Origin of the sequence: Weissella bombi (assembly GCF_900094835.1) — a bacterium.
Taxonomy (GTDB): Bacteria; Bacillota; Bacilli; order Lactobacillales; family Lactobacillaceae; genus Weissella; species Weissella bombi.
The window spans coordinates 373475-393509 of record NZ_FMAO01000001.1 but is presented as its reverse complement, the minus strand read 5'-3'; the positions used below and the strand labels follow the sequence as shown (position 1 = coordinate 393509).

The window sequence follows — 20035 nt, the reverse complement described above, 5'->3', positions numbered from 1 at the left end:
AGGCATTAGCTCAAATATATTAAAAAACAAATCAAGTAATTACTTGTGGTGTTTTTTGATATGTTTGAGCTTTTTTGTTAGAAAATTGAGGATATTTTGATGGCATACGAAGAATTAAGTAAAAATATCATTGCAGATATTGGTGGTAAGGATAACGTCCAAAGTGTTGTTCATTGTACGACACGTCTACGTTTTAAGTTAAAAGATGAGTCAAAAGCAGATGATGAAAAAATTAAAAATCTGGATGGTGTCCTAACCTTAGTGAAATCTGGTGGTCAGTACCAAGTTGTGATTGGTAATCATGTAGCTGATGTTTATGAAACGTTAGTGAAAGAAGGGGGCTTTGCTGACGGCGGGACAGTTCCTGATGATTATGAAGAGAAGAGTGATATGAGCGTAATGGATCGCTTTATCGATCTTATCTCTGGTATCTTTAATCCAATTTTAGGACCATTATGTGCCGCCGGAATGATTAAAGGTTTCGATGCATTGTTTGCTGCGCTAGGTTGGTTAAGTACTAGTTCAGGAACATATCGTATCTTATATGCAATTGGTGATGGTTTTTTCTACTTCTTACCAATTATGTTAGGAATTTCAGCAGCCAAGAAATTTAAAGTTGATGAGTATATTGGTGCGCTAATTGGAGCGGCGCTAGTATATCCAGATATTGTTGGTATGGTTAACAGTAAGACGACATTGTATACATTGTTCTCAGGCTCATTCCTAGAGTCACCAGTCCATGTAACGTTCTTAAAAATACCAGTTATCGCGATGAACTATACGTCGTCAGTTATTCCAATTATCTTGGCCTGCTGGTTTGCATCTAAGGTACAAAAGGTAGCTAAGCGTTATATTCCAACAGTGGTTAAGACTTTCTTGGTACCACTCGTAATTCTATTAATTACGGTTCCAGTAACTTTCTTGATTATTGGACCAATTGCTACCTGGTTGAGTAATGGTATTTCAGCATTGGTTGTCGGTATTTATAATTTCAGTCCAATTTTAGCTGGTGTGCTAATGGGTGCTTTCTGGCAAGTATTTGTTATCTTTGGTGTTCACTGGGGATTCGTGGCTGTCATGATGGCCAATATTGCAGCATCTGGTTATGATCCTTTAGTCGTATTATCATTGGCCGCTTCATTTGCTCAAACCGGTGTTGTTGGGGCAATTATTATGCAAACTAAGAGTACAAAGACACGCTCAATTGCTATTCCAGCATTTGTTTCTGGTATTTTCGGCGTTACGGAACCGGCTATTTATGGTTTGACGTTACCTCGTAAGCGACCATTTATTTTAAGCTGTATCGCATCAGGAATTGGTGGCGGTATGATTGGTTGGTTTGGAACCAAGTTATATATGATGGCTGGTATGGGAATCTTCTCAATTCCAGGTGCATTTGGTAAAAATGGCATGGATATGGGTGTTTGGGGCTTAATCATTTCGATGGCTGTTGCCACTGTCCTAGGTTTTGTACTCCAATTAATGTTTGGTAAGCAAAGTGTTGATGCGGATGAAGTTGTCACTGAAAGTTCAGATGCGGATGTATCAACGTCAGCTAAAGAAGTAACAGCGGCCACAAAAGTATCAACAACGTTGCAAGCGCCTTTGGATGGTGAGATTGTGCCATTGACGGCCGTAAAGGATGAGGTATTCGCATCAGGTTCAATGGGACAAGGTGTCGCCATTCAACCAAGTAAAGGTGAAGTTGTTGCGCCGGCAGATGGTGAAATCATTTTAGTCTTCCCAACTGGTCATGCGGTTGGTATGCGGACAAACGATGGTGCCGAGATACTTATCCATATCGGTATGGATACGGTTGCCTTAGATGGTGAAGGTTTCCAACTTCACGTTGAAAAAGGACAACATGTTAAAGCGGGCGATTCGTTAGTGTCGTTTGATATGGCGTTTATCCAAGAAAAGGGTTATGAAATTACGACGCCGATTATTGTAACGAATTCATCTGATTATCAAGCAGTTAATGTATTAGCAACGGGTAAAGTTACTGAACAAACGCCATTGCTATCGTTAGAAGTTTAGAAAAGTGAGGGGAAATATAATGTATTCAAAGAACGTATCAACTGGTTTTAAAGATGGTTTTTTATGGGGTGGTGCAACAGCCGCTAATCAAATTGAAGGTGCTTTTAACCTTGATGGTAAGGGGATTACGACGGCCGAAGTTGTTAAAAAAGCTGAAGATCGTAGTAATTCAATGGCGATGAATGAAGTTACGCGAGAGATGTTAGATGAGGCAATTGCTGATCCATCAGATACGCATTATCCAAAGCGTCGTGGTAATGATTTTTATCACCGTTACCAAGAAGATATTAAGTTAATGGCTGATATGGGCTTCAAGGCATTCCGAATGTCAATTGCTTGGAGTCGTATTTTTCCGAATGGTGATGATGCACAACCAAATGAAGCTGGGCTAGCTTTCTACGACCGTGTATTTGATGAATGCGCAAAGTATGATATTGAACCAGTGGTAACTTTATCACATTATGAAATGCCGATTGCATTGACTATTAAACAAAACGGTTGGGCCAGTCGTGACACCATTGCAGCATTCACTAAGTATACTGAAACGGTATTTAATCGTTACCAACATAAGGTTAAGTACTGGATGACATTTAATGAAATTAATGCGGGTACATGGGGCTTTAATGCAACTGGTGCACTAGAAGATGGCTTGTCAGCAGACGAAAAGATGCAATTACACTATCAATCATTGCACCACCAATTTGTTGCTAGTGCGATTGCGGTGCAACAACTACATGCTATCGATCCAGATGCGCAAATTGGTTGCATGTTAGCTCGTATGCAGAATTATCCTAATACGCCTAATCCAGTTGATGTGTTGGAAACACAAAAACAGGATGAATTGAATCTGTTCTTTACCGATGTACAAGTACGTGGTGAGTATCCTGAATTTATGAACCGTTACTTTGCTGAGCATCATGTTGTAATTGATATGGCCGACGGTGATGAAGAATTATTGCGTGAAGGAACAGTTGATTACCTATCATTTAGCTATTACATGTCAATGGTTGCGTCTGCTGATCCTGACTTTGAAAAGACAAGTGGTAATCTAACATTTGGTGGTAAAAATCCTTACCTAGAATCAAGTGATTGGGGTTGGCAAATCGACCCAGTTGGTTTACGAATTACATTGAATGAATTCTGGAATCGTTATCATGTACCATTGTTTGTGGTTGAAAATGGTTTGGGTGCGCAAGATGTCATTGCTGAAGATGGTCATATTCATGACGATTATCGTATTGATTATCTACGACAACATATTATTCAGATGAAAGAGGCCGTTAAGGACGGGGTTGATTTGATGGGTTATACAACTTGGGGACCAATTGACTTAATTAGTGCCGGTACTTCTGAAATGTCAAAGCGTTATGGTTTTGTCTATGTTGATCAAGATGATTCTGGTAATGGTACATTAGACCGTATGCCAAAGGATTCATTCTATTGGTATAAGCAAGTAATCGCATCTAACGGTGCCGAGCTTGATTAATTAGTAAGCAGTTCGTGTATCAAATGATGCGCGAACTGCTTTTTTATAGGTATTTCGAATTTATGCTATCCTTGTAGTAAGGGGGAAAAATTATGTTTGAAAGAATCTGTGGTGTTATTGGTATTTTGATTGGTATATGGCAGTTTTATGCTGTATTTCGGGCGTTTCAAGAAGTAAAACAGCATGCAACTAAGAGTACATCAAGTTTCTTACCAATTGCATATTTTAGTGGGCTAATATTTGGTGTTGTGATGTTTATATTTGGAATTTTATTATTATTTAATTGGCTTTAACGAGAAAACGAGCATGAGATGTAAATCCCATGCTCGTTTTATTATGCCTGATCACTATAATAGATAGTTGTTTTAATGCCCTGATCATGGTTACCGAATTTATGACCAAAAATGGTGCAACCACCAACGTTTTCGGCATCATCTTTGACTGCAATACGTAAAATCCACGAACTTTTACTTGTATCAATCATATCGATGGTCGTATCAGATGATGATTTACCATCGATGGTTGAACCATGATTAGATATGCGCAATGATTTTAAAATACCGTATTGATTCATATCTTCATCTAACCATTTTGGCGTATAACGACCGCGTGTATCGGAAAAATCACCAGGACTAGTCCAAGTACCTAGTTCGTGACCATCCAAAGAAATGGTAATATCTGATTTCCAATTATTATTAGAAAAGGGAAACTCGGAACTTAATTCAAGGCTTAGTTCTAACATTTCTAGGGCTTGATTTTTTTGTAGATAATTGGGAATCTGATATTCAACAAACCCCTGACCAAACCATAACATCCCCGCCTGATACCGCTTAGGATCCATGAAATAACCGGGTTGGTCTAGCTTACCAATGAATCCCTTACTGTCGGCGAGTCCACAAGTAGGAGCGACATCGTACGACGTATATTGACCAATCGGAATATCAATATCCAAGTTTTTGAATGGAATATAGAGTTTCGTTGGGAAATTAACATTAATGGTATCGATGGTTAGTGTAGATACTCGTTGATTACCTTTTTTCTCAGATTGAATGAGGTGGGCTTCTTCTAATTTGTTTAAATGCGCAATAGTGATAGTGCTACTGATACCAAGTGCTTTTGATAGTTGTGAAACGTTCAATTTATCTTTGGAAAGTAATTGAATGATTTTCACTCTTACTGGACTTGCGAGTGCACGAAATACAGGTACTGATTCATCAGATATATCCAAATCCATTTTAATGGCCTCCAGTAATAAATGTCGCATAATTCATTAATCAATAATAATTAGGTTATCGACTTTGTAAATAGTAATCTTATCGCCTTAATCTTATCAACAAAAACGTTTACGTTCAATAATTTATTTTAACAAATCAACCTAAATGTTATTTACTACCGTGCATGAAAGCGCTATCATATAATTAACGATTAAAACGTTAATGAGGAGATTGAGGGAGGAAAGTAATGCAAGGAAAACTTTACGCTAATGACTTGTTTAGTGTCGGTAAAATTGACCATCGCATTAATTCAGCTTTAGCAGAGCACATGGGCCGTAGTATTTATGAAGGTATTTATGACCCAAAAAATAAGTTATCTGATGATGCTGGTATGCGATTAGACGTAATCGATGCTGTCAAAGAATTAGACGTACCAATGATTCGTTATCCAGGTGGTAACTTTGTGTCAACGTATCGTTGGGAAGATGGGATTGGTCCCAAAGACCAACGTCCACAGCGGGTTGATTTGGCTTGGCAAAGTATTGAGACCAATCAATTTGGCCTTGATGAATTTATGGACTGGTTACCAAAGGTTAATTCATCAGCGATGATTGCTGTAAATTTGGGTACGCGTGGGATTGAAGAAGCATGTAATTTATTAGAATATTGCAACTTAGACACGGATACGTACTGGGCTAATTTACGTCGCCAAAATGGTCATGATAAGCCATATGGTGTAAAGACGTGGTGCTTAGGAAATGAAATGGACGCCGAATGGCAATTTGGTCATAAGTCAGCTCATGAATACGGACAATTAGTTAATGAAACGGCTAAGGCTATGAAGGCACTGGATCCAAGTATTGAAACGGTGGTTTGTGGTAGTTCCAATGAACATATGCCGGAGTTTGGTAAATGGGAAACGGCCGTCTTGCAGGAGTGTTATGAAAATGTTGATTACATTTCCATGCACCAATACTATGATGCACCTGAACAAGGGACTATGCATCATGTTGCAAAGTCTATTCGCATGGATAAGTTTATCGATTCAGTTGTTGCTTTAGCCGATGCAGCGAAGGCAACACAAAAATCTGATAAGACATTGAATATTTCATTTGATGAATGGAATGTTTGGTATCACTCGAATGAAGCTGATGAGCATAACGAACCCTGGCAACAAGCACCACATTTGTTGGAAGATGTTTATGATTTTCAAGATGCGTTATTGGTTGGTTCAAGTTTGATTACATTATTAAAGCATGTTGATCGTGTTAAAATTGCCTGTTTTGCGCAGTTAGTGAATGTGATTGCGCCAATCTTAACAGATGAAACGGGATTGATTAAGCAAACTATTTTTACACCGTTAGCAGATGTATCAAAGTACGGTTACGGTGAAACACTATTAACGAATGCAAGTTCTGATACGTATCATGTGGCAGAATTTGGTGATGTGCCATACTTGGATGCCGTGATTGTTAAAAATAATGCTGATCAATACACTGTCTTTGCGGTTAACCGTCATCAGACTGAATCGTTAACTTTGGATATTGGTTTGAATGCAGGCGATAAATTAACAAATATCACGCAACGTAGTTATACATGTGATGATCCACATCTTACAAATACCAAAGAACAGGTTATACCGGTAACGGTTAAGGAAGATTTGCATGAAGTCACATTGCCAGCATTTTCTTGGAACGTTATTCAGTTTCAAACGTTCGCTTAGTTTTAAAGATAGGTTTTAGAGGATTTTTCATTTATTAGGAGGATGAAAGATTATGAGTAGCAGTAATACCGCTCAAAAGAAGAGCAACTTTTGGTCGATAACGAACTTTGCCATTGGTAATTTCGGACATTCGGCTTTGTCAATGACATTTAGTACTTACTTTATGGTATATGTAACGTCAGCGATGTTTACAGGTATCTCAAAAGGTGAGACGACAAAACTAATCGCGATGATTACATCGTTGATATTTATTATTCGAATTGCAGAAATTTTTATTGATCCATTGATTGGAAACATCGTTGATAATACAAACACACGATGGGGAAAATTTAAACCTTATCTAATTGGAACTGGTGTTTCATCAGCGCTATTGATTGTTGTATTATTCTCAGGTATTTTTGGACTATCACACATTAGCCCAATTTGGTTTACGATTTTATTCATTCCACTATTCTTGATTTTTGATATTTTATACTCATTTAGAGATGTGTCATATTGGGGAATGGTACCTGCATTGACTGAGGATAGTCATAGTCGTTCTGTCTATACAGCTTCAGCTAACTTTACAGCGTTTGGACAAAACATTGTTACCATGATTATTGTGCCAGTTGTTACGTTTGCAACTTTTGTGTTTACTGGTAAGCATGAAGAAGGTCAATCAGGTTGGATTGTCTTCGCAATTATTGTTGCAATCGCCGCTATCTTCTCATCATTAGTTGTTGCCTATGGAACGCATGAAAAAGATGATGCGATTCGTTCAGTTGCTAAGGAAAAGACTTCCGTAAAGGATATGTTGGGAGCGCTAAAAAGTAACGACCAAATGCTTTGGACGGCTTTGCCTTACTTAGTTTATGGTTTTGGAAACGCTGCGACTGCCGGTTTGATGTTCTACATGTTTAAGTACGTTTTGGACAAGCCGGGACTATTCTGGGTTGCTGGTATTATTCCAACAATCGCTGGTTTCTTTACGTCACCACTATACCCAGTTATTAACAAGTGGGTTAGCCGTAAAATGATTTACTCAGTAAGTATGATTGCAATGATCATTGCTTACATGCTATTGATTTTCACAACTGATAATTTAGCAATTGTTATGATTGCCCTAGTTTTGTACTATGTACCACAGGGATTCATCTTTATGGCCGTTATCTTGACTTTGACTGATACGATTGAATATGGTCAATTAAAGAATGGTTCTCGTAATGAGGCCGTGACTTTGGCAATTCGTCCAATGTTAGACAAGGCTTCAAGTGCTATTTCAAACGGTATCGTTGGTTGGGTTGCGGTTGCAGCTGGTATGACTGGTACTGCAACGGCCGCTTCAATTACTTCAGGTGGTATCGCTTTGTTCAAGGGTGTTGCTTTCTGGGCTGGATTGATTTTGCACGTGATTGCATTGTTAATCTATGTCTTTAAGGTTAATATTTCAGAAAAGCGCCATGCTGAAATTGTTAATGAATTGCAAGCAAAGTTGGTTGCTGAAGGTGTAACAGGTGAAGATGATAAAGATTTGCTTGCTGCTAATGGCACTAATGTTGAAGCAACAATCAAGGCACCAGTTGATGGTATTGTAATGCCATTAGCAGACGTTGTTGATGAAAATGGTCATCGTGGTTTGAGTGGTCAGGGTATTGGAATCCAACCTAGTGATAATCATATTTATGCACCATTTGACGGTGAAGTTGTATTTGTCTTTACCACAAAGCACGTTATTGGTTTACGTTCAGACAATGGTCTAGAGATATTGATTCACGTTGGCCTAGGAACTGAAAAGATGCGTGGTGAAGGATTTGTTAGTCATATTGAGACAGGACAACCTGTTCACCAGGGAGACTTGTTACTAGAATTTAATCGTGATCTGGTTACTGGACAAGGTAATCGAGACACTGTCATTATCTTGTTAACGCAAGGAAACCAAATCAAGCAAATGACAACAACGAATGATGAAGTTGTCACTCATCAAGCAGATTTGTTGAAGGTTAACTACGAGCAAGGCAAGTAATTTAACAGTTTAGATTGAGCAACTTAATTTTATAAATTAGGTTGCTTTTTTAGTTGGCTCTTACTTTAAATAAGTTTGTGAAGAATGTATAATGAAGGTGTTGAGGGGATATTTAAGTATTTTAGACTGATTGATAGAAAGGACCATATTTTGAAAAATTATTCTTTTTTAAAGCCATATACATTTGCTAATGGTATGCAAATTAAGAATCGGATTGTGATGCCGCCAATGACGGAAGTATCTAGTTTTCATGATGGAACCGTTACAAATGACGAAGTCGCTTATTATGCAAAACGTAGTGGTGGTGTCGGAATGTTAATTACCGCTGTTGCTAACGTTACAGATGGTGGTAAGGGGTGGGCTGGTGAATTGTCAGTCGCTGATGACCGTTTTATACCTGGACTAAAAAAGATTGCACAAGCAATTTATCAAGATGATACTAAAGCTATTTTACAAATTTTTCATGCTGGGCGTATGACAAGTTCGGCAATATTAAATGGGCGACAACCTGAGTCAGCAAGTGCCGTTGCGGCATTACGGTCAGACGCTGAAACACCACGAGAGTTAACAGATGCTGAAATTGAAACGATTATTGATGCATTTGCCGCAGCTACTAAACGTGCTATTTTAGCAGGATTTGATGGTGTGGAACTACACGGTGCCAATACGTACTTGATGCAACAATTTTTCTCACCACATTCCAATCGTCGGACTGATAAATGGGGAGGTTCGTTAGAAAAGCGGATGCGATTTGCATTAACCGTGATTGAACGTTCGCAAAAAGTTATTGAACAGTATGCAACAAAGCCATTTTTGTTAGGTTATCGTATTTCACCGGAAGAACTTGAAACGCCGGGTATACGTTTAGTTGATACATTAAAATTTATTGATGTATTGGCTGATCAGCCGCTTTCTTATATGCATGTTTCAATGGGGGACGTTTGGCAAACGTCATTAAATGATAAAACGGATAAAACACCAGTTATTACCCAGATTGCACAAGTTATTAATCACCGACTACCTATCATTGGAGTCGGATCGTTGAATAAACCTGTTGAAGTTGAAAAGGTTATGGCGGCAGACATTGAATTTGCAGCTCTAGGAAAAGAAATGTTGCGTGAACCACATTGGGTGGAAAAAGTGATGGCGGATGATGAACAAGCAATTCGTTATACAATCTCACCACGCGACCTTGATGATTTAGGTATTACACCGGCGCTATGGCAGTTTATCTTAAGCGGTAGTTTGAAAAAACATATGAATATTACGGCTAAATAAGCAAGGTCGCCAATCTACTAAGTGTTAGTGGTAGATTGACGACCCTTTGTTTTATTTATTGTTTAATAGATTGATGATTTTATCATTTTGTTTCATTAAAACCCAGTTTTGGTTCACTAAAGTTTCAGCATTATCAACCAATAGTGCGATATTATTTTTACCAAATGGACTATTTAGGTCTTGTTCATTATGAATTTGGTCCATGTTCAGAATGTTTTCTAGTTGTGTAAGTGTTTCTGGATTTAAGTCAGTTAAATTTTTAACCTTGATAAATTCTTCAAAGCTGATAGGTTCTTTACTTGCCATGAATATTACCTCCTAACTTTATCTTATTATCATGGTATAAAAAGCTGTTGGTGCATGCAAATGATGTGTTTGATTCATAATGCGTAAGCGTTTACATTATAAGAGCGACAGGTTAAAATGATAATAAAGAAATCATGTAATTGAGGGGAGAATATGATGGCAAATAAATGGTGGCAAGAGGCGGTTGTTTATCAAGTTTATCCACGTAGTTTTCAGGATAGTGATGGGGATGGTATGGGGGACATTCCAGGTATTATCCAACGTTTACCTTATTTGAAAAAGTTAGGTGTTGACGTGATTTGGCTAAGTCCAGTCTACAAATCACCAAATGCGGATAATGGTTACGATATTAGTGACTATCAAGCTATCCAACCAGCTTTTGGAACGATGGCAGATATGAAACAGCTATTTGCAAAGGCTCATGAACTAGGTTTAAAAATTATGATGGATTTAGTGGTTAACCATACTTCTGATGAGCATGAATGGTTTCAGCAAAGTCGTCAATCAAAGGATAACCCATATCGTGATTTTTATATTTGGCGTGATCCAGTTGATGGTCATGAACCTAACAACTGGGCGTCAGACTTTGGTGGTCCAGCGTGGGCATTTGATGAACAAACAGGACAATATTATCTACATATCTTCTCAAAGAAACAACCGGATTTGAACTGGGAGAATCCTAAGTTACGCCAAGCAATTTATGACATGATGAACTGGTGGTTAGAACAGGGCGTTGACGGTTTCCGGATGGATGTCATCAACTTGATTTCTAAGGCTATGCAATTCCCAGATGATCCGAGCGTTGATTTTGGTAAGCATAGTTCATCAATGGAAATGGTCGCTAATGGTCCACGTGTTCATAAATTTTTGCGTGAAATGAATGAACAGGTTCTGTCAAAAGCTGACATTATTACGGTTGGCGAAACACCAGGGGTAACACCGGCGGATGCGATTAAATATACCGGTTTTGATGCCCATGAATTACAAATGGTTTTCCAGTTTGAGCATACCGTCATTGATGATAGTAAAGATGGTTTAGGTAAATGGAGCGATGAACGTTTTGCATTAACTGATTTAAAACGTGTCTTATCAAAGTGGCAGGTTGAGTTAGACGGCAAAGCTTGGAATAGTTTGTATTGGAATAATCATGATCGTCCGCGTGTGGTGTCACGATTTGGGGATGATCGACCTGAATATCGTGAATTGTCAGCTAAAATGTTGGGAACGGTCTTGCATTTTATGCAGGGAACGCCATATATTTATCAGGGTGAAGAAATTGGGATGACCAATATTGCTTATGATAAGATTACAGATTACCAAGATATTGATACTTTGAATGCGTATCAAGATTTAGTAGTTGATCAAAAACTAGTGTCACCTGAGCAGATGATGACTTATGTTTATCATTCATCACGTGATAATGCGCGAACGCCTATGCAATGGGATGCGACAACACAGGCCGGATTTACAACTGGAACACCGTGGTTAAAGGTTAATGAAAATTATCCGCAGATCAATGTTGCTAAAGCAGTTGATGATTCGAATTCAATATCCTATTATTACCAACGATTAATTGCGTTACGTCATGAATTATCAATTATGACAACTGGTCACTATGAATTATTGGAACCGGATGATACAGAAGTCTATGAGTATAAGCGTGTCACTGATGATGAAGAATTATTGGTGATTGCTAATTTTACAAATCACAATGTACAACGTGATTTTGTGGTGCCTGCTGGTGCAACGCAAGTAATTAGTAATTATGAAGATGATGCTGGCAACATGTTACGTCCGTATGAGGCGAAAGTTTATCAGTATCGTAAATAACATAGCGTGAAGTTAGCTCGCAAGTCTGATGGTGTTGGACTTGCGAGCTTTTTGGTATTAGGTAGAATTATAAACTAATTTATAGCGTTGTTAGGATGAAAAGGATAAAGTAATATATAATTAAAAAATAATATATATGAAATACAAAGATGTTTGACTAAAATATAGGAGATGATAGTTATGGAATTTTTAGTGCTTGGTTTTATTGTCATTTTTGGTATTATTTTGATCATTGCTTCTTTTAAAGAATCAGACTTTGACATTCAAGATGTTATGGATGCCTCTGACGGTTTTCTAGCAGCTTTACTTGCAGTAACAGATAAGGTTGGTACGAAAATGAAGATTAAGAATCCGGTTAAAAAAGGGGCTTTTATATTTGGGGCTGCAATGATTTTGATTGGTGGATCTTTGTTTATTTATAAAATTTATAATTAAAAAAGTAAGATAGTCTATGATTTTTATAGAATATCTTACTTTTATTTTCGTTTTTCATTTTCTTTTTTATCGAAAATGTTATCAATTGTTTTAATTATAAAGACAGGTAGTACTATAAATAATAAGATTATTTCTATACCCGTTAATTTATCGTAAAAAATAACTAACGCCATAAAAATAAGCCATATCAGAAATAGAGCAATAAATTTAGTGATTTTTCTATTGTCATGTATATATCTTAATAGGCTCCTTTCATGTTGAATTTTATTAGTGATAAGTACCTAAAACTATATATTTATTGTAACAAAGACAAAAAATCCCTGTAAAATGATTTGTTCGTGTTTAGAGATGCTGAATAAGTTAAGTATGGGCGTCGTTTGCTATAATAAAGGTAAACAAAAGAGAGGGAAAATTAGCATGTTTGATCATATTTTAGGTATAATTTTTACAATAATTCTTGGTTATGTCTTTTATAAATGGTTTATCACGCCTGATGGACCACCTATCTTTAAGCCATCAAATAAACGTAAATTTAACCCAAATTCACCTGATAACCATTGGTACTTTAATCCAGATGGGACACCAAAAACTGCTGAGGAAAGTAGAGCGTACGAAGAAAAATTTAAAAAACAACATGTTCCAAGTCCTTCTGATTCTGAAGACATTGATGATCGACATGACGTCGATGATATTGAAGCTTACATTGCTGCTAAAATAGTGATGGATGATCATGATTTGGATGATTAGTATCTGTTAAACTCAATTGTCATAGTATCGGCAATTGGGTTTTTATTTTGTATGCTATGGTAATTGTATTTATATTAAGTATGTTAGAATAATGCCAAGGGGGAGATTATGAGAAATAATTTGAAGTATGTACTTTTTATCTTGGCATTGACAAGCTTAATATTGGCAATTTTAATTACTCAGCTGAACTTTTTGAAATTTGATGATGCAATTGCCATGTCCTTAGGTATATTTGCAATGGTAACGTCGCTATTTTCTGCATTTTTAGGTTTACATAAATAATTAAAAATTTAAATGTTGCAGCTGAAGTTATTTGACATTTTAGCGCACTTTATTGAGATGGATGACCATGACCCAGATGATTAACGTCAGTTAAACCCGATTGTCATATTATTGGCAACCGGGCTTTTATTTTGTACGCTGTGGTAATTGTATTTATATTAAGTATGCTAAAATGATGCAAAAGGGGGATATTATGGCAATTAATCGTATTGAGTTTTATTCGGAAAAATTACAGATGAATACGCGAGTTAATGTGATTTTACCTGATTACCCAAAAGAGAAAGGTAAAATATTATTATTACTCCATGGATTACATGACGATGAAAATTCATGGATAGATCAGACACGCCTAGTTTCATATGCAAGTAAAACGCAGATAACTATTATTATGCCCCGGGCTGACCGCAGTTATTATACAAATCGTGATGGTGATAGTCAGTACTTCGATTATATTGGGGAAGAAGTATTGCAACGTTGTCAGGAATGGTTTAACTTATCACGTAATCCAGCAGATATTTTTATTGCAGGTGTGTCGATGGGTGGATTCGGTGCTTTAAAAGTTGGTTTAACGCACCCAACACAGTATCGACAAATATTTGCTTTGTCAGCTGTGCCGGACATCAATAAACAATGGGAAGATAAACCGCAACGTGAAAAGTGGTTTCGAAGTTTGTTTGGTTCACCTGAGCAAGTAAAAAATTCAAATAATGATATTGCATACTTAATTTCACAACAAAATACTGATGCACCAGCTATTTGGCAACTATGTGGTGTTGATGATCCGTATTATCAAATGAACATAAATTTGCATGAACAAATAGAGCATCAGGGCTTAAATCATGAATTTATTGAAGTACCTGGTGGTCATGAATGGGATGTGTGGGATCCGGCAATTAAACAAGTTTTACAGTGTATTGAACAAGCTTAATTTGAAAGGACGATAAAATAAATATGCGCAAGAAAAATGTAATTGTTACTGGTGCTTCTGATGGAATCGGCGCGGCAGCTGTTCGACAGTTGGCTAATAATCAGAATTATAATTTGTATTTAGTGGGTCGTAATCGTGCTAAAACTGCGGCGGTTGCTGATGAAGTGAATGCACCTTACTTTATTGCAGATTTTGCAGATTTAGAACAAGTTCGTCATCTGGCAACGGCATTGAAAAACAGTTTAGGGACTGCACCAATTGATATTTTGGTAAATAACGCCGGTGGTTTGTTTGACGATTTTGCTTTAACAACAGACGGTTTTGAACGGACTTTCCAAATTAATTACTTGGCACAATTTTTGCTAACGCAGTTATTATTACCGCAATTTAGTAGTGAAGTGGCAGTTATTAATACTTCAAGTATTGCTCATAAATTATATGGACATTTGGATTTAAATGATTTAAATAATCAAGAGCATTATAATGCTAGCAAGGCATATGGTGACTCAAAGTTAGCTGATTTGCTATTTACTAAGGAATTACATCGTCGCTACCATGATCAAGGATTGACGACAGTGGCATTTCATCCAGGTGTTATTAGAACTAATTTTTCTAATGGACAGAAGAATTGGCGCCAGGTTTATCAATCAGCTTTAGGTAAGCTAGTTTTACCAAGTGCTGATGCTGGTGGTAAGACGCTACGCTACTTTATTGAAGGAACGCCAGATGTTACTTGGCAATCAGGTCAATATTACAGCAAGCGCCGGTTGTCTAAAAAGGTAAACCCACAAGCTAATGATATTGTATTGCAACAACAATTATGGGATAAAACAATGACTTTACTAGACTTGTAGGTTTTAACTATAATAATTAACAATCAAAAACAGGTACTCTCGCATCAAAGTGAGGTACCTGTTTTTGATTATTTACGAATAAAGTCACTATCGGTATCGTCAGGTGCATCATCTTCACGATAACGCTCAACATGCATATGTAGATCATATTTATCACGCAGGGTAGCAATAGTCGTCATCATAGGCGATTCATGATGTTTGTCTAAAGCTACCTGATTTTCCCAGCTATCAATCAGTAAAATTGTTTCAGGGTCTGATAATGATTGGAAATAATGATACTTTAGATTACCAGGCTCTTGACGTATTTTCGCAACAACACCACTACTAATCATCTCATCAACAAATCTCTTGGCGCTACCATTTTTGCCAGTATAGTATAGATTTACAGTTAAACTCATTTGAAAAGTCCCCTCATTATTTTTAACTATATTATATAGCTTTTATAGCTGAATTTATTGCTAGAAGAGATTATTAATGATTAAACGAAATGCTTGTTTTTTAAAATGAAAACGTTTACGCTAGTCCTGAGTGCGAGAGATGTAATTCAGCAGAGGGGAGTGTTTTTAATGGCAAAAAATATCGTTCAAGGTGAGAATTATCGGTTTACTTTGTTAACGGATCGATTAATTCGTTTGGAGTATGCAGCAGGTGGTCATTTTGAAGATCGTCAGACGCAGTTAGTTCAAAATCGTGAATTTGGGGATGTTGACTATACATTAAAAGAGCATAATGATGGTCATTTAATAGAGATAGAAACGAAGTACTATCACTTGTACTATGATGGTGGTGAATTTGCTGCCAGCAATTTATGGATTGATGCGAAATATCAGTACAAGTTGCATGATAGTCGTTGGTATTTTGGGGAAGATGAAGATGGTAATTTAGGTGGTACCTATGCGACGCTAGACCATGCGGATGGTGAGATTCCAGTGGAAACTGGCATAATGAGTCGAAACGGTTATGCTTATTTGGATGATACTGACTCATTTGCGATTGCCGATAATGAATTTACACCACGTGTTGTAGAGCAAGTTGATGGTTATTTCTTTGCATATGGACGTGAGTATCGTGAAGCTTTGGCTGATTTTTATAAATTGAGTGGTAAGACCCCAATTTTACCTCGGTTTGCATTAGGTAATTGGTGGAGTCGCTACTATAAATATACACAAGATGAGTATCTACAGTTGATGGCTGATTTTGATAAGGAACAAGTACCAATTAATGTGTCAGTTATTGATATGGATTGGCACCGTACGACTGACGTACCATCACGTTTTGGTAGTACTTGGACCGGATATTCTTGGGATAGGAACTTATTCCCAGATCCGGATAGATTTTTGACTGAATTAAAGAAACAACATCGTCATGTAACGATTAACACACACCCGGCTGGTGGTATTAGGGCGTTTGAAGATAGTTATCCTGCTGTTGCAAAGCATTTAGGTTTAGACAGTGAGCATGAAGAACCAGCACCATTTGATTTAGATAATCAGAAATTTAGAAAGGCTTATTTTGAAGATGTCCATCATCCATTAGAGAAACAAGGAATTGATTTTTGGTGGATGGACTGGCAACAAGGGACGAGTCGTAATAAGGAGAAGGTAGAACCACTTTGGAATTTGAATCATTACCATTATCTTGATAACGCGCGTTCGCATGATGGTGAGGGCCTTATTTTGTCACGTTATGCAGGACCGGGTTCACATCGTTATCCAATTGGCTTTTCTGGTGATACCATTTATTACATGGGCCTCGTTAAACTTCCAACCATACTTTACTAGTATGGCTACGAACATTGGTTAGACTTGGTGGAGTCATGACATTGGTGGTCATATGAAAGGAAGCTTTGATCCAGAATTAGCACTTCGCTGGGTTCAGTACGGTGTCTTTAGTCCTATTAATCGTTTACATAGTTCAGATAATCCATTTTCGGGTAAAGAACCATGGAAGTTCCGTGAAGATGTTCGTCAATATATGGATAATTATTTGCGTTTACGTGGCAAGTTAATACCATATTTAGATAGCGCTAATATTATGACAAATTTGCATAATCGCGCATTAATAGAACCAATGTATTATCAGTATCCAGATAATGCAGAAAGCTATTTGTATAAGAATCAATACTTGTTTGGTAGTCAATTGATGGTTGCACCAATTACGACGCCACAAAATCAGGTAAGTAATACTGGAACTGTAGACGTTTGGTTGCCTGAGGGTCAGTGGATGGATATCTTCAATGATATTATTTATCAAGGGGATGAGACTGATAATCAGCCACTTGCATCAAGTACTATTTTAGTTGGTCAGTACAAGAGTGGTGCAACAACTGTTAAAATGTCACGTACTTTGGCAAATATTCCAGTACTTGCTAAGGTTGGTGCAATTGTACCAATGGTAGCCGATCCAATGCAGCAAATTGATGAGCTACCTTCAGAGATTGAAGTTCATGTATATGGTAATGCTAATAATGCATATACGATGTATGAACATGTAGGACATGCAATTGCTAAAACAGAGATAACGATAATTGATGGACGCTTTAAGACGGTTGTTGATGATCCAAATAATATTGTGCCAAGTGACCGTCAATATCGGTTTAAGAGTCACGCATTTACAGTAGATGGTAATTCTGAATTAATATTAGTAGGTAGTGATGAAAAGACAGTAATCGTGCAAGATGATAATCGTCAAGCAGAACGTGCTCGCCAACAATTAATTACACAGTTACAAGGTGCTGAAATAGCATATGAAGAAAAACGTAATATTTTAGATAAAATTGATAACCAACAAGTAACACCGTTGAAACTAGCAACATACGCACAAACCTTACACGATGAAAGTTTGCAAGCAATGGTTGTTGAATATGCAATGATATTGCAATCACATCATTAAATAATTGAAAGATGGAACAGGATATTGTTTCATCTTTTTTTATTAAGTAGGTGTCTTATGGATGTATGGTATATTAATAATGTATGATTTAAATTTTAATTTTCAGTCGATAGATAAGAGGGAACATCTTTAATGAAGAAAAGTAAGCGACGTATCGTTATTAAACAATCAACACAATTACAACAATCAGCTAATTTTGCCATCATATTATGGGTAGTACGCTTTTTAAGTAGACATTTTATTAACCATCAACTGTCAAAGAAGTTGGCAGTAAATGATGTGTTTACGGTAAGTCAAACAATTTCACTAACTAATTATCAAGAGTTACGTTCAGACATGAATTATTTGGTCTGCAATGTTGAACCGGCTGTTGTAACGGTTATGCCATTAGATAGTGTTGATAATCGTCCATTTAAAGTTATGAAAAAAGCCATAAAACGTGCATTAATTCGTAAAGATATGTAGTATTAAACATTATAATTCAAATTTTTGCGACAAATGGAGGATAGCTACCCATGATATTATTCAAAAAAATTTATCTTATTGTGATAGCTATCATAATGAGTAGTGGCTTAGCAGTACAAACGGTCTATGGGGAAACAATCCAAAACTTAACAAGTGTTAATTTAAAGCAAGATATACAGTTACAGACTGGTAGTGATGAAATTAAAGGGACTATTAATAATTCACAGTCAACTGAAGCTGAGGCTTATATGCTGGTTGTTAAAAACAAGCAAGAGACCTTACTAAAACAGACTGTTGTTTTAAATCAGGCGTTTGAAGCACGTTTAAATAGGAAATTAAAACCACAGGATCAGATAACTATCCAATTAGAAGATCAAAACGGTACACCAGTTATTGATGCAGCGAAAATGGCACTAACTAAGTGGCGTGTATTGAATAGACCGACAAATAAAGTTAAGACTAGCAACTGGGGCAATGTTTTTCAAAATAGTCGAATAGAACCTAAAAAATATCAAGTTGTGCAAGCGCCTAAGACTGGTTTGTCATATTTAAAGAAACCACATTATATTGCGAGTCGTCGTGAGGTCACTACTTTTAAAGAAAATGATCGTTCGGTAAATAACACAATTAAAGGTTATCAGACGGCATTATTATTACCAACAAGATCGACTAATCTTGTAAATTGGCAGTTGCCACAGGGAAGTGTGATGCATAATCAGTACTTATATGTGATGTATGAATCTCAAGAACATAAAAGCTATGGCCGGATTGTTCGCTATGATATTGGTAAATTAAAGCAATTGGGAGTTTGGCAGAACGGGCAGGATAATTTACGCCAGTTAGAACAGAAAGTAAATCAGCACAATTTTGCGACGACGACAGATGAACAGCTGTTGCAAACAATTGTGATCGGTCCAGAATTCTATATGGGTCACGGTCAGGCGGTTTCTTTTAATAAGCGCTATAACCAGTTATGGTTAGTATCATTAACTAAAAAATCACGGCAACAACAATTAACGCAAGTAGATTTAAATACGTTATATCCTAAAGAACGACATAATTTTATTTTTAAAGACACAAAAAATAAGCAATCATTTCACGGTGAACATAATTTAAGTATTGATGATCAAGGAAATGTTGCGATGGTCGGAATGATTTCGGATAAAACAGCAAAACAATTGGCTGCTAAAAATGTGCGAGCTGGTGATTTGATGTTATATCACGGCTATATGCAGAATGGTCGTTTACGAATGGCAATTTCAAATACAGTGGTTCGTCAAAAGCCGGGCTATTTTGGGCAATTTTTAGCTGTTAAAAGTCAAACGAAGCAACTTTTCTATTTGTCTGATGGTGTTTACTATGCATTACCAGCTGATAAGTGGGCCGATGGCACGTTAAATCAATCGGATATCAATAGCGGTGTTTACACTGAAAGCTATAATACACGTGAATTTGAGTCACAAGGCTGGGATAGTCAAGGAAATGCTTATTTGATTGTTAACCGTGGTGCCGAAGTGATGCAAGAAACAAAATAAACACAAATTTCTGTTTTGTGA

At 36.9% G+C, this 20035-nt stretch carries 19 protein-coding genes; 16 read left to right on the top strand and 3 right to left on the bottom strand.

The window, feature by feature from the left end; genetic code table 11:
* The first annotated feature begins 99 nt into the window (after positions 1-99).
* The 3 genes from GA0061074_RS01845 (at position 100) to GA0061074_RS01835 (ending at position 3816) form a co-directional block, all read left to right on the top strand.
* Positions 100-2037, top strand: a complete 1938-nt coding sequence (locus GA0061074_RS01845) for a beta-glucoside-specific PTS transporter subunit IIABC (protein WP_092461403.1) — start codon at positions 100-102, stop codon at positions 2035-2037.
* Between the two features lie 19 nt (positions 2038-2056).
* Positions 2057-3523 carry a glycoside hydrolase family 1 protein gene (locus GA0061074_RS01840; protein ID WP_092461402.1) on the top strand — a complete coding sequence of 489 codons (1467 nt, stop codon included), beginning with the start codon at positions 2057-2059 and terminating at the stop codon, positions 3521-3523.
* 92 nt (positions 3524-3615) lie between these two features.
* A complete protein-coding gene (locus GA0061074_RS01835; RefSeq protein WP_092461401.1) occupies positions 3616-3816 on the top strand; it encodes a hypothetical protein in 201 nt (66 codons plus the stop codon).
* A gap of 41 nt (positions 3817-3857) precedes the next feature.
* Here GA0061074_RS01835 and GA0061074_RS01830 read toward each other — a convergent pair whose 3' ends face one another.
* Entirely contained in the window at positions 3858-4757 is a 900-nt protein-coding gene (locus GA0061074_RS01830; protein ID WP_092461400.1) for an ArsR/SmtB family transcription factor, read from the bottom strand.
* A 227-nt stretch (positions 4758-4984) separates the two neighbouring features.
* Here GA0061074_RS01830 and arfA point away from each other — a divergent pair, with 227 nt between their 5' ends.
* The 3 genes from arfA (at position 4985) to GA0061074_RS01815 (ending at position 9740) form a co-directional block, all read left to right on the top strand.
* Positions 4985-6460 carry an arabinosylfuranosidase ArfA gene (arfA, locus tag GA0061074_RS01825; RefSeq protein ID WP_092461399.1) on the top strand — a complete coding sequence of 492 codons (1476 nt, stop codon included), beginning with the start codon at positions 4985-4987 and terminating at the stop codon, positions 6458-6460.
* 52 nt (positions 6461-6512) lie between these two features.
* The gene (locus GA0061074_RS01820; protein ID WP_092461398.1) at positions 6513-8462 is read left to right on the top strand and encodes a sugar MFS transporter; all 1950 of its coding nucleotides are present in this window, start codon (positions 6513-6515) and stop codon (positions 8460-8462) included.
* A gap of 150 nt (positions 8463-8612) precedes the next feature.
* Entirely contained in the window at positions 8613-9740 is a 1128-nt protein-coding gene (locus tag GA0061074_RS01815) for an NADH-dependent flavin oxidoreductase (protein WP_092461470.1), read from the top strand.
* A gap of 51 nt (positions 9741-9791) precedes the next feature.
* On the opposite strand, the gene GA0061074_RS01810 is transcribed toward GA0061074_RS01815, so the two are convergent.
* On the bottom strand, positions 9792-10046 hold the full coding sequence (locus GA0061074_RS01810; protein ID WP_092461397.1) for a hypothetical protein: 255 nt from the start codon (positions 10044-10046) through the stop codon (positions 9792-9794).
* A 153-nt stretch (positions 10047-10199) separates the two neighbouring features.
* Between GA0061074_RS01810 and GA0061074_RS01805 the strand changes: the two genes are divergently transcribed.
* The 6 genes from GA0061074_RS01805 to GA0061074_RS01785 all read left to right on the top strand — a co-directional run bounded on the left by GA0061074_RS01805 (position 10200) and on the right by GA0061074_RS01785 (position 15122).
* Positions 10200-11876: a glycoside hydrolase family 13 protein gene (locus GA0061074_RS01805; RefSeq protein WP_092461396.1), complete on the top strand. Its 1677-nt coding sequence runs from the start codon at positions 10200-10202 to the stop codon at positions 11874-11876.
* Positions 11877-12056: 180 nt separating this feature from the next.
* Entirely contained in the window at positions 12057-12311 is a 255-nt protein-coding gene (locus GA0061074_RS01800) for a hypothetical protein (protein WP_092461395.1), read from the top strand.
* Positions 12312-12728: 417 nt separating this feature from the next.
* Positions 12729-13058: a hypothetical protein gene (locus GA0061074_RS01795; RefSeq protein WP_092461394.1), complete on the top strand. Its 330-nt coding sequence runs from the start codon at positions 12729-12731 to the stop codon at positions 13056-13058.
* A 108-nt stretch (positions 13059-13166) separates the two neighbouring features.
* Complete coding sequence (locus tag GA0061074_RS09090) at positions 13167-13340, top strand: hypothetical protein (RefSeq protein WP_159426636.1); 174 nt, start codon at positions 13167-13169, stop codon at positions 13338-13340.
* Between the two features lie 193 nt (positions 13341-13533).
* Positions 13534-14268 carry an alpha/beta hydrolase gene (locus GA0061074_RS01790; protein ID WP_159426635.1) on the top strand — a complete coding sequence of 245 codons (735 nt, stop codon included), beginning with the start codon at positions 13534-13536 and terminating at the stop codon, positions 14266-14268.
* A 23-nt stretch (positions 14269-14291) separates the two neighbouring features.
* Complete coding sequence (locus tag GA0061074_RS01785) at positions 14292-15122, top strand: SDR family NAD(P)-dependent oxidoreductase (RefSeq protein WP_092461392.1); 831 nt, start codon at positions 14292-14294, stop codon at positions 15120-15122.
* Between the two features lie 68 nt (positions 15123-15190).
* Here GA0061074_RS01785 and GA0061074_RS01780 read toward each other — a convergent pair whose 3' ends face one another.
* Positions 15191-15520 carry a putative quinol monooxygenase gene (locus tag GA0061074_RS01780; RefSeq protein ID WP_092461391.1) on the bottom strand — a complete coding sequence of 110 codons (330 nt, stop codon included), beginning with the start codon at positions 15518-15520 and terminating at the stop codon, positions 15191-15193.
* A 168-nt stretch (positions 15521-15688) separates the two neighbouring features.
* Here GA0061074_RS01780 and GA0061074_RS09275 point away from each other — a divergent pair, with 168 nt between their 5' ends.
* From GA0061074_RS09275 to GA0061074_RS01765, 4 genes are all read left to right on the top strand, one after another.
* Positions 15689-16903 carry a TIM-barrel domain-containing protein gene (locus tag GA0061074_RS09275; protein ID WP_275668781.1) on the top strand — a complete coding sequence of 405 codons (1215 nt, stop codon included), beginning with the start codon at positions 15689-15691 and terminating at the stop codon, positions 16901-16903.
* A gap of 52 nt (positions 16904-16955) precedes the next feature.
* Entirely contained in the window at positions 16956-18014 is a 1059-nt protein-coding gene (locus GA0061074_RS09270) for a TIM-barrel domain-containing protein (protein WP_275668782.1), read from the top strand.
* 132 nt (positions 18015-18146) lie between these two features.
* Positions 18147-18479 (top strand): hypothetical protein, encoded by a 333-nt coding sequence (locus GA0061074_RS01770; protein WP_092461390.1) that lies wholly within the window; start codon positions 18147-18149, stop codon positions 18477-18479.
* A 50-nt stretch (positions 18480-18529) separates the two neighbouring features.
* Positions 18530-20014: a hypothetical protein gene (locus GA0061074_RS01765; RefSeq protein ID WP_092461389.1), complete on the top strand. Its 1485-nt coding sequence runs from the start codon at positions 18530-18532 to the stop codon at positions 20012-20014.
* Positions 20015-20035: the final 21 nt, after the last annotated feature.

Bases quoted from the DNA above. Each gene is read 5' to 3' on its own strand.
- GA0061074_RS01795 (WP_092461394.1), top strand. From the start codon at position 12,729: ATGTTTGATCATATTTTAGGTATAATTTTTACAATAATTCTTGGTTAT.
- GA0061074_RS01765 (WP_092461389.1), top strand. From the start codon at position 18,530: ATGATATTATTCAAAAAAATTTATCTTATTGTGATAGCTATCATAATG.
- GA0061074_RS01830 (WP_092461400.1), bottom strand. From the start codon at position 4,757: ATGGATTTGGATATATCTGATGAATCAGTACCTGTATTTCGTGCACTC.
- GA0061074_RS01835 (WP_092461401.1), top strand. From the start codon at position 3,616: ATGTTTGAAAGAATCTGTGGTGTTATTGGTATTTTGATTGGTATATGG.
- GA0061074_RS09270 (WP_275668782.1), top strand. From the start codon at position 16,956: ATGAAAGGAAGCTTTGATCCAGAATTAGCACTTCGCTGGGTTCAGTAC.
- GA0061074_RS01770 (WP_092461390.1), top strand. From the start codon at position 18,147: ATGAAGAAAAGTAAGCGACGTATCGTTATTAAACAATCAACACAATTA.
- GA0061074_RS09090 (WP_159426636.1), top strand. From the start codon at position 13,167: ATGAGAAATAATTTGAAGTATGTACTTTTTATCTTGGCATTGACAAGC.
- arfA (WP_092461399.1), top strand. From the start codon at position 4,985: ATGCAAGGAAAACTTTACGCTAATGACTTGTTTAGTGTCGGTAAAATT.
- GA0061074_RS01820 (WP_092461398.1), top strand. From the start codon at position 6,513: ATGAGTAGCAGTAATACCGCTCAAAAGAAGAGCAACTTTTGGTCGATA.
- GA0061074_RS01780 (WP_092461391.1), bottom strand. From the start codon at position 15,520: ATGAGTTTAACTGTAAATCTATACTATACTGGCAAAAATGGTAGCGCC.
- GA0061074_RS01805 (WP_092461396.1), top strand. From the start codon at position 10,200: ATGATGGCAAATAAATGGTGGCAAGAGGCGGTTGTTTATCAAGTTTAT.
- GA0061074_RS01840 (WP_092461402.1), top strand. From the start codon at position 2,057: ATGTATTCAAAGAACGTATCAACTGGTTTTAAAGATGGTTTTTTATGG.
- GA0061074_RS01785 (WP_092461392.1), top strand. From the start codon at position 14,292: ATGCGCAAGAAAAATGTAATTGTTACTGGTGCTTCTGATGGAATCGGC.
- GA0061074_RS01845 (WP_092461403.1), top strand. From the start codon at position 100: ATGGCATACGAAGAATTAAGTAAAAATATCATTGCAGATATTGGTGGT.
- GA0061074_RS09275 (WP_275668781.1), top strand. From the start codon at position 15,689: ATGGCAAAAAATATCGTTCAAGGTGAGAATTATCGGTTTACTTTGTTA.
- GA0061074_RS01790 (WP_159426635.1), top strand. From the start codon at position 13,534: ATGGCAATTAATCGTATTGAGTTTTATTCGGAAAAATTACAGATGAAT.
- GA0061074_RS01800 (WP_092461395.1), top strand. From the start codon at position 12,057: ATGGAATTTTTAGTGCTTGGTTTTATTGTCATTTTTGGTATTATTTTG.
- GA0061074_RS01810 (WP_092461397.1), bottom strand. From the start codon at position 10,046: ATGGCAAGTAAAGAACCTATCAGCTTTGAAGAATTTATCAAGGTTAAA.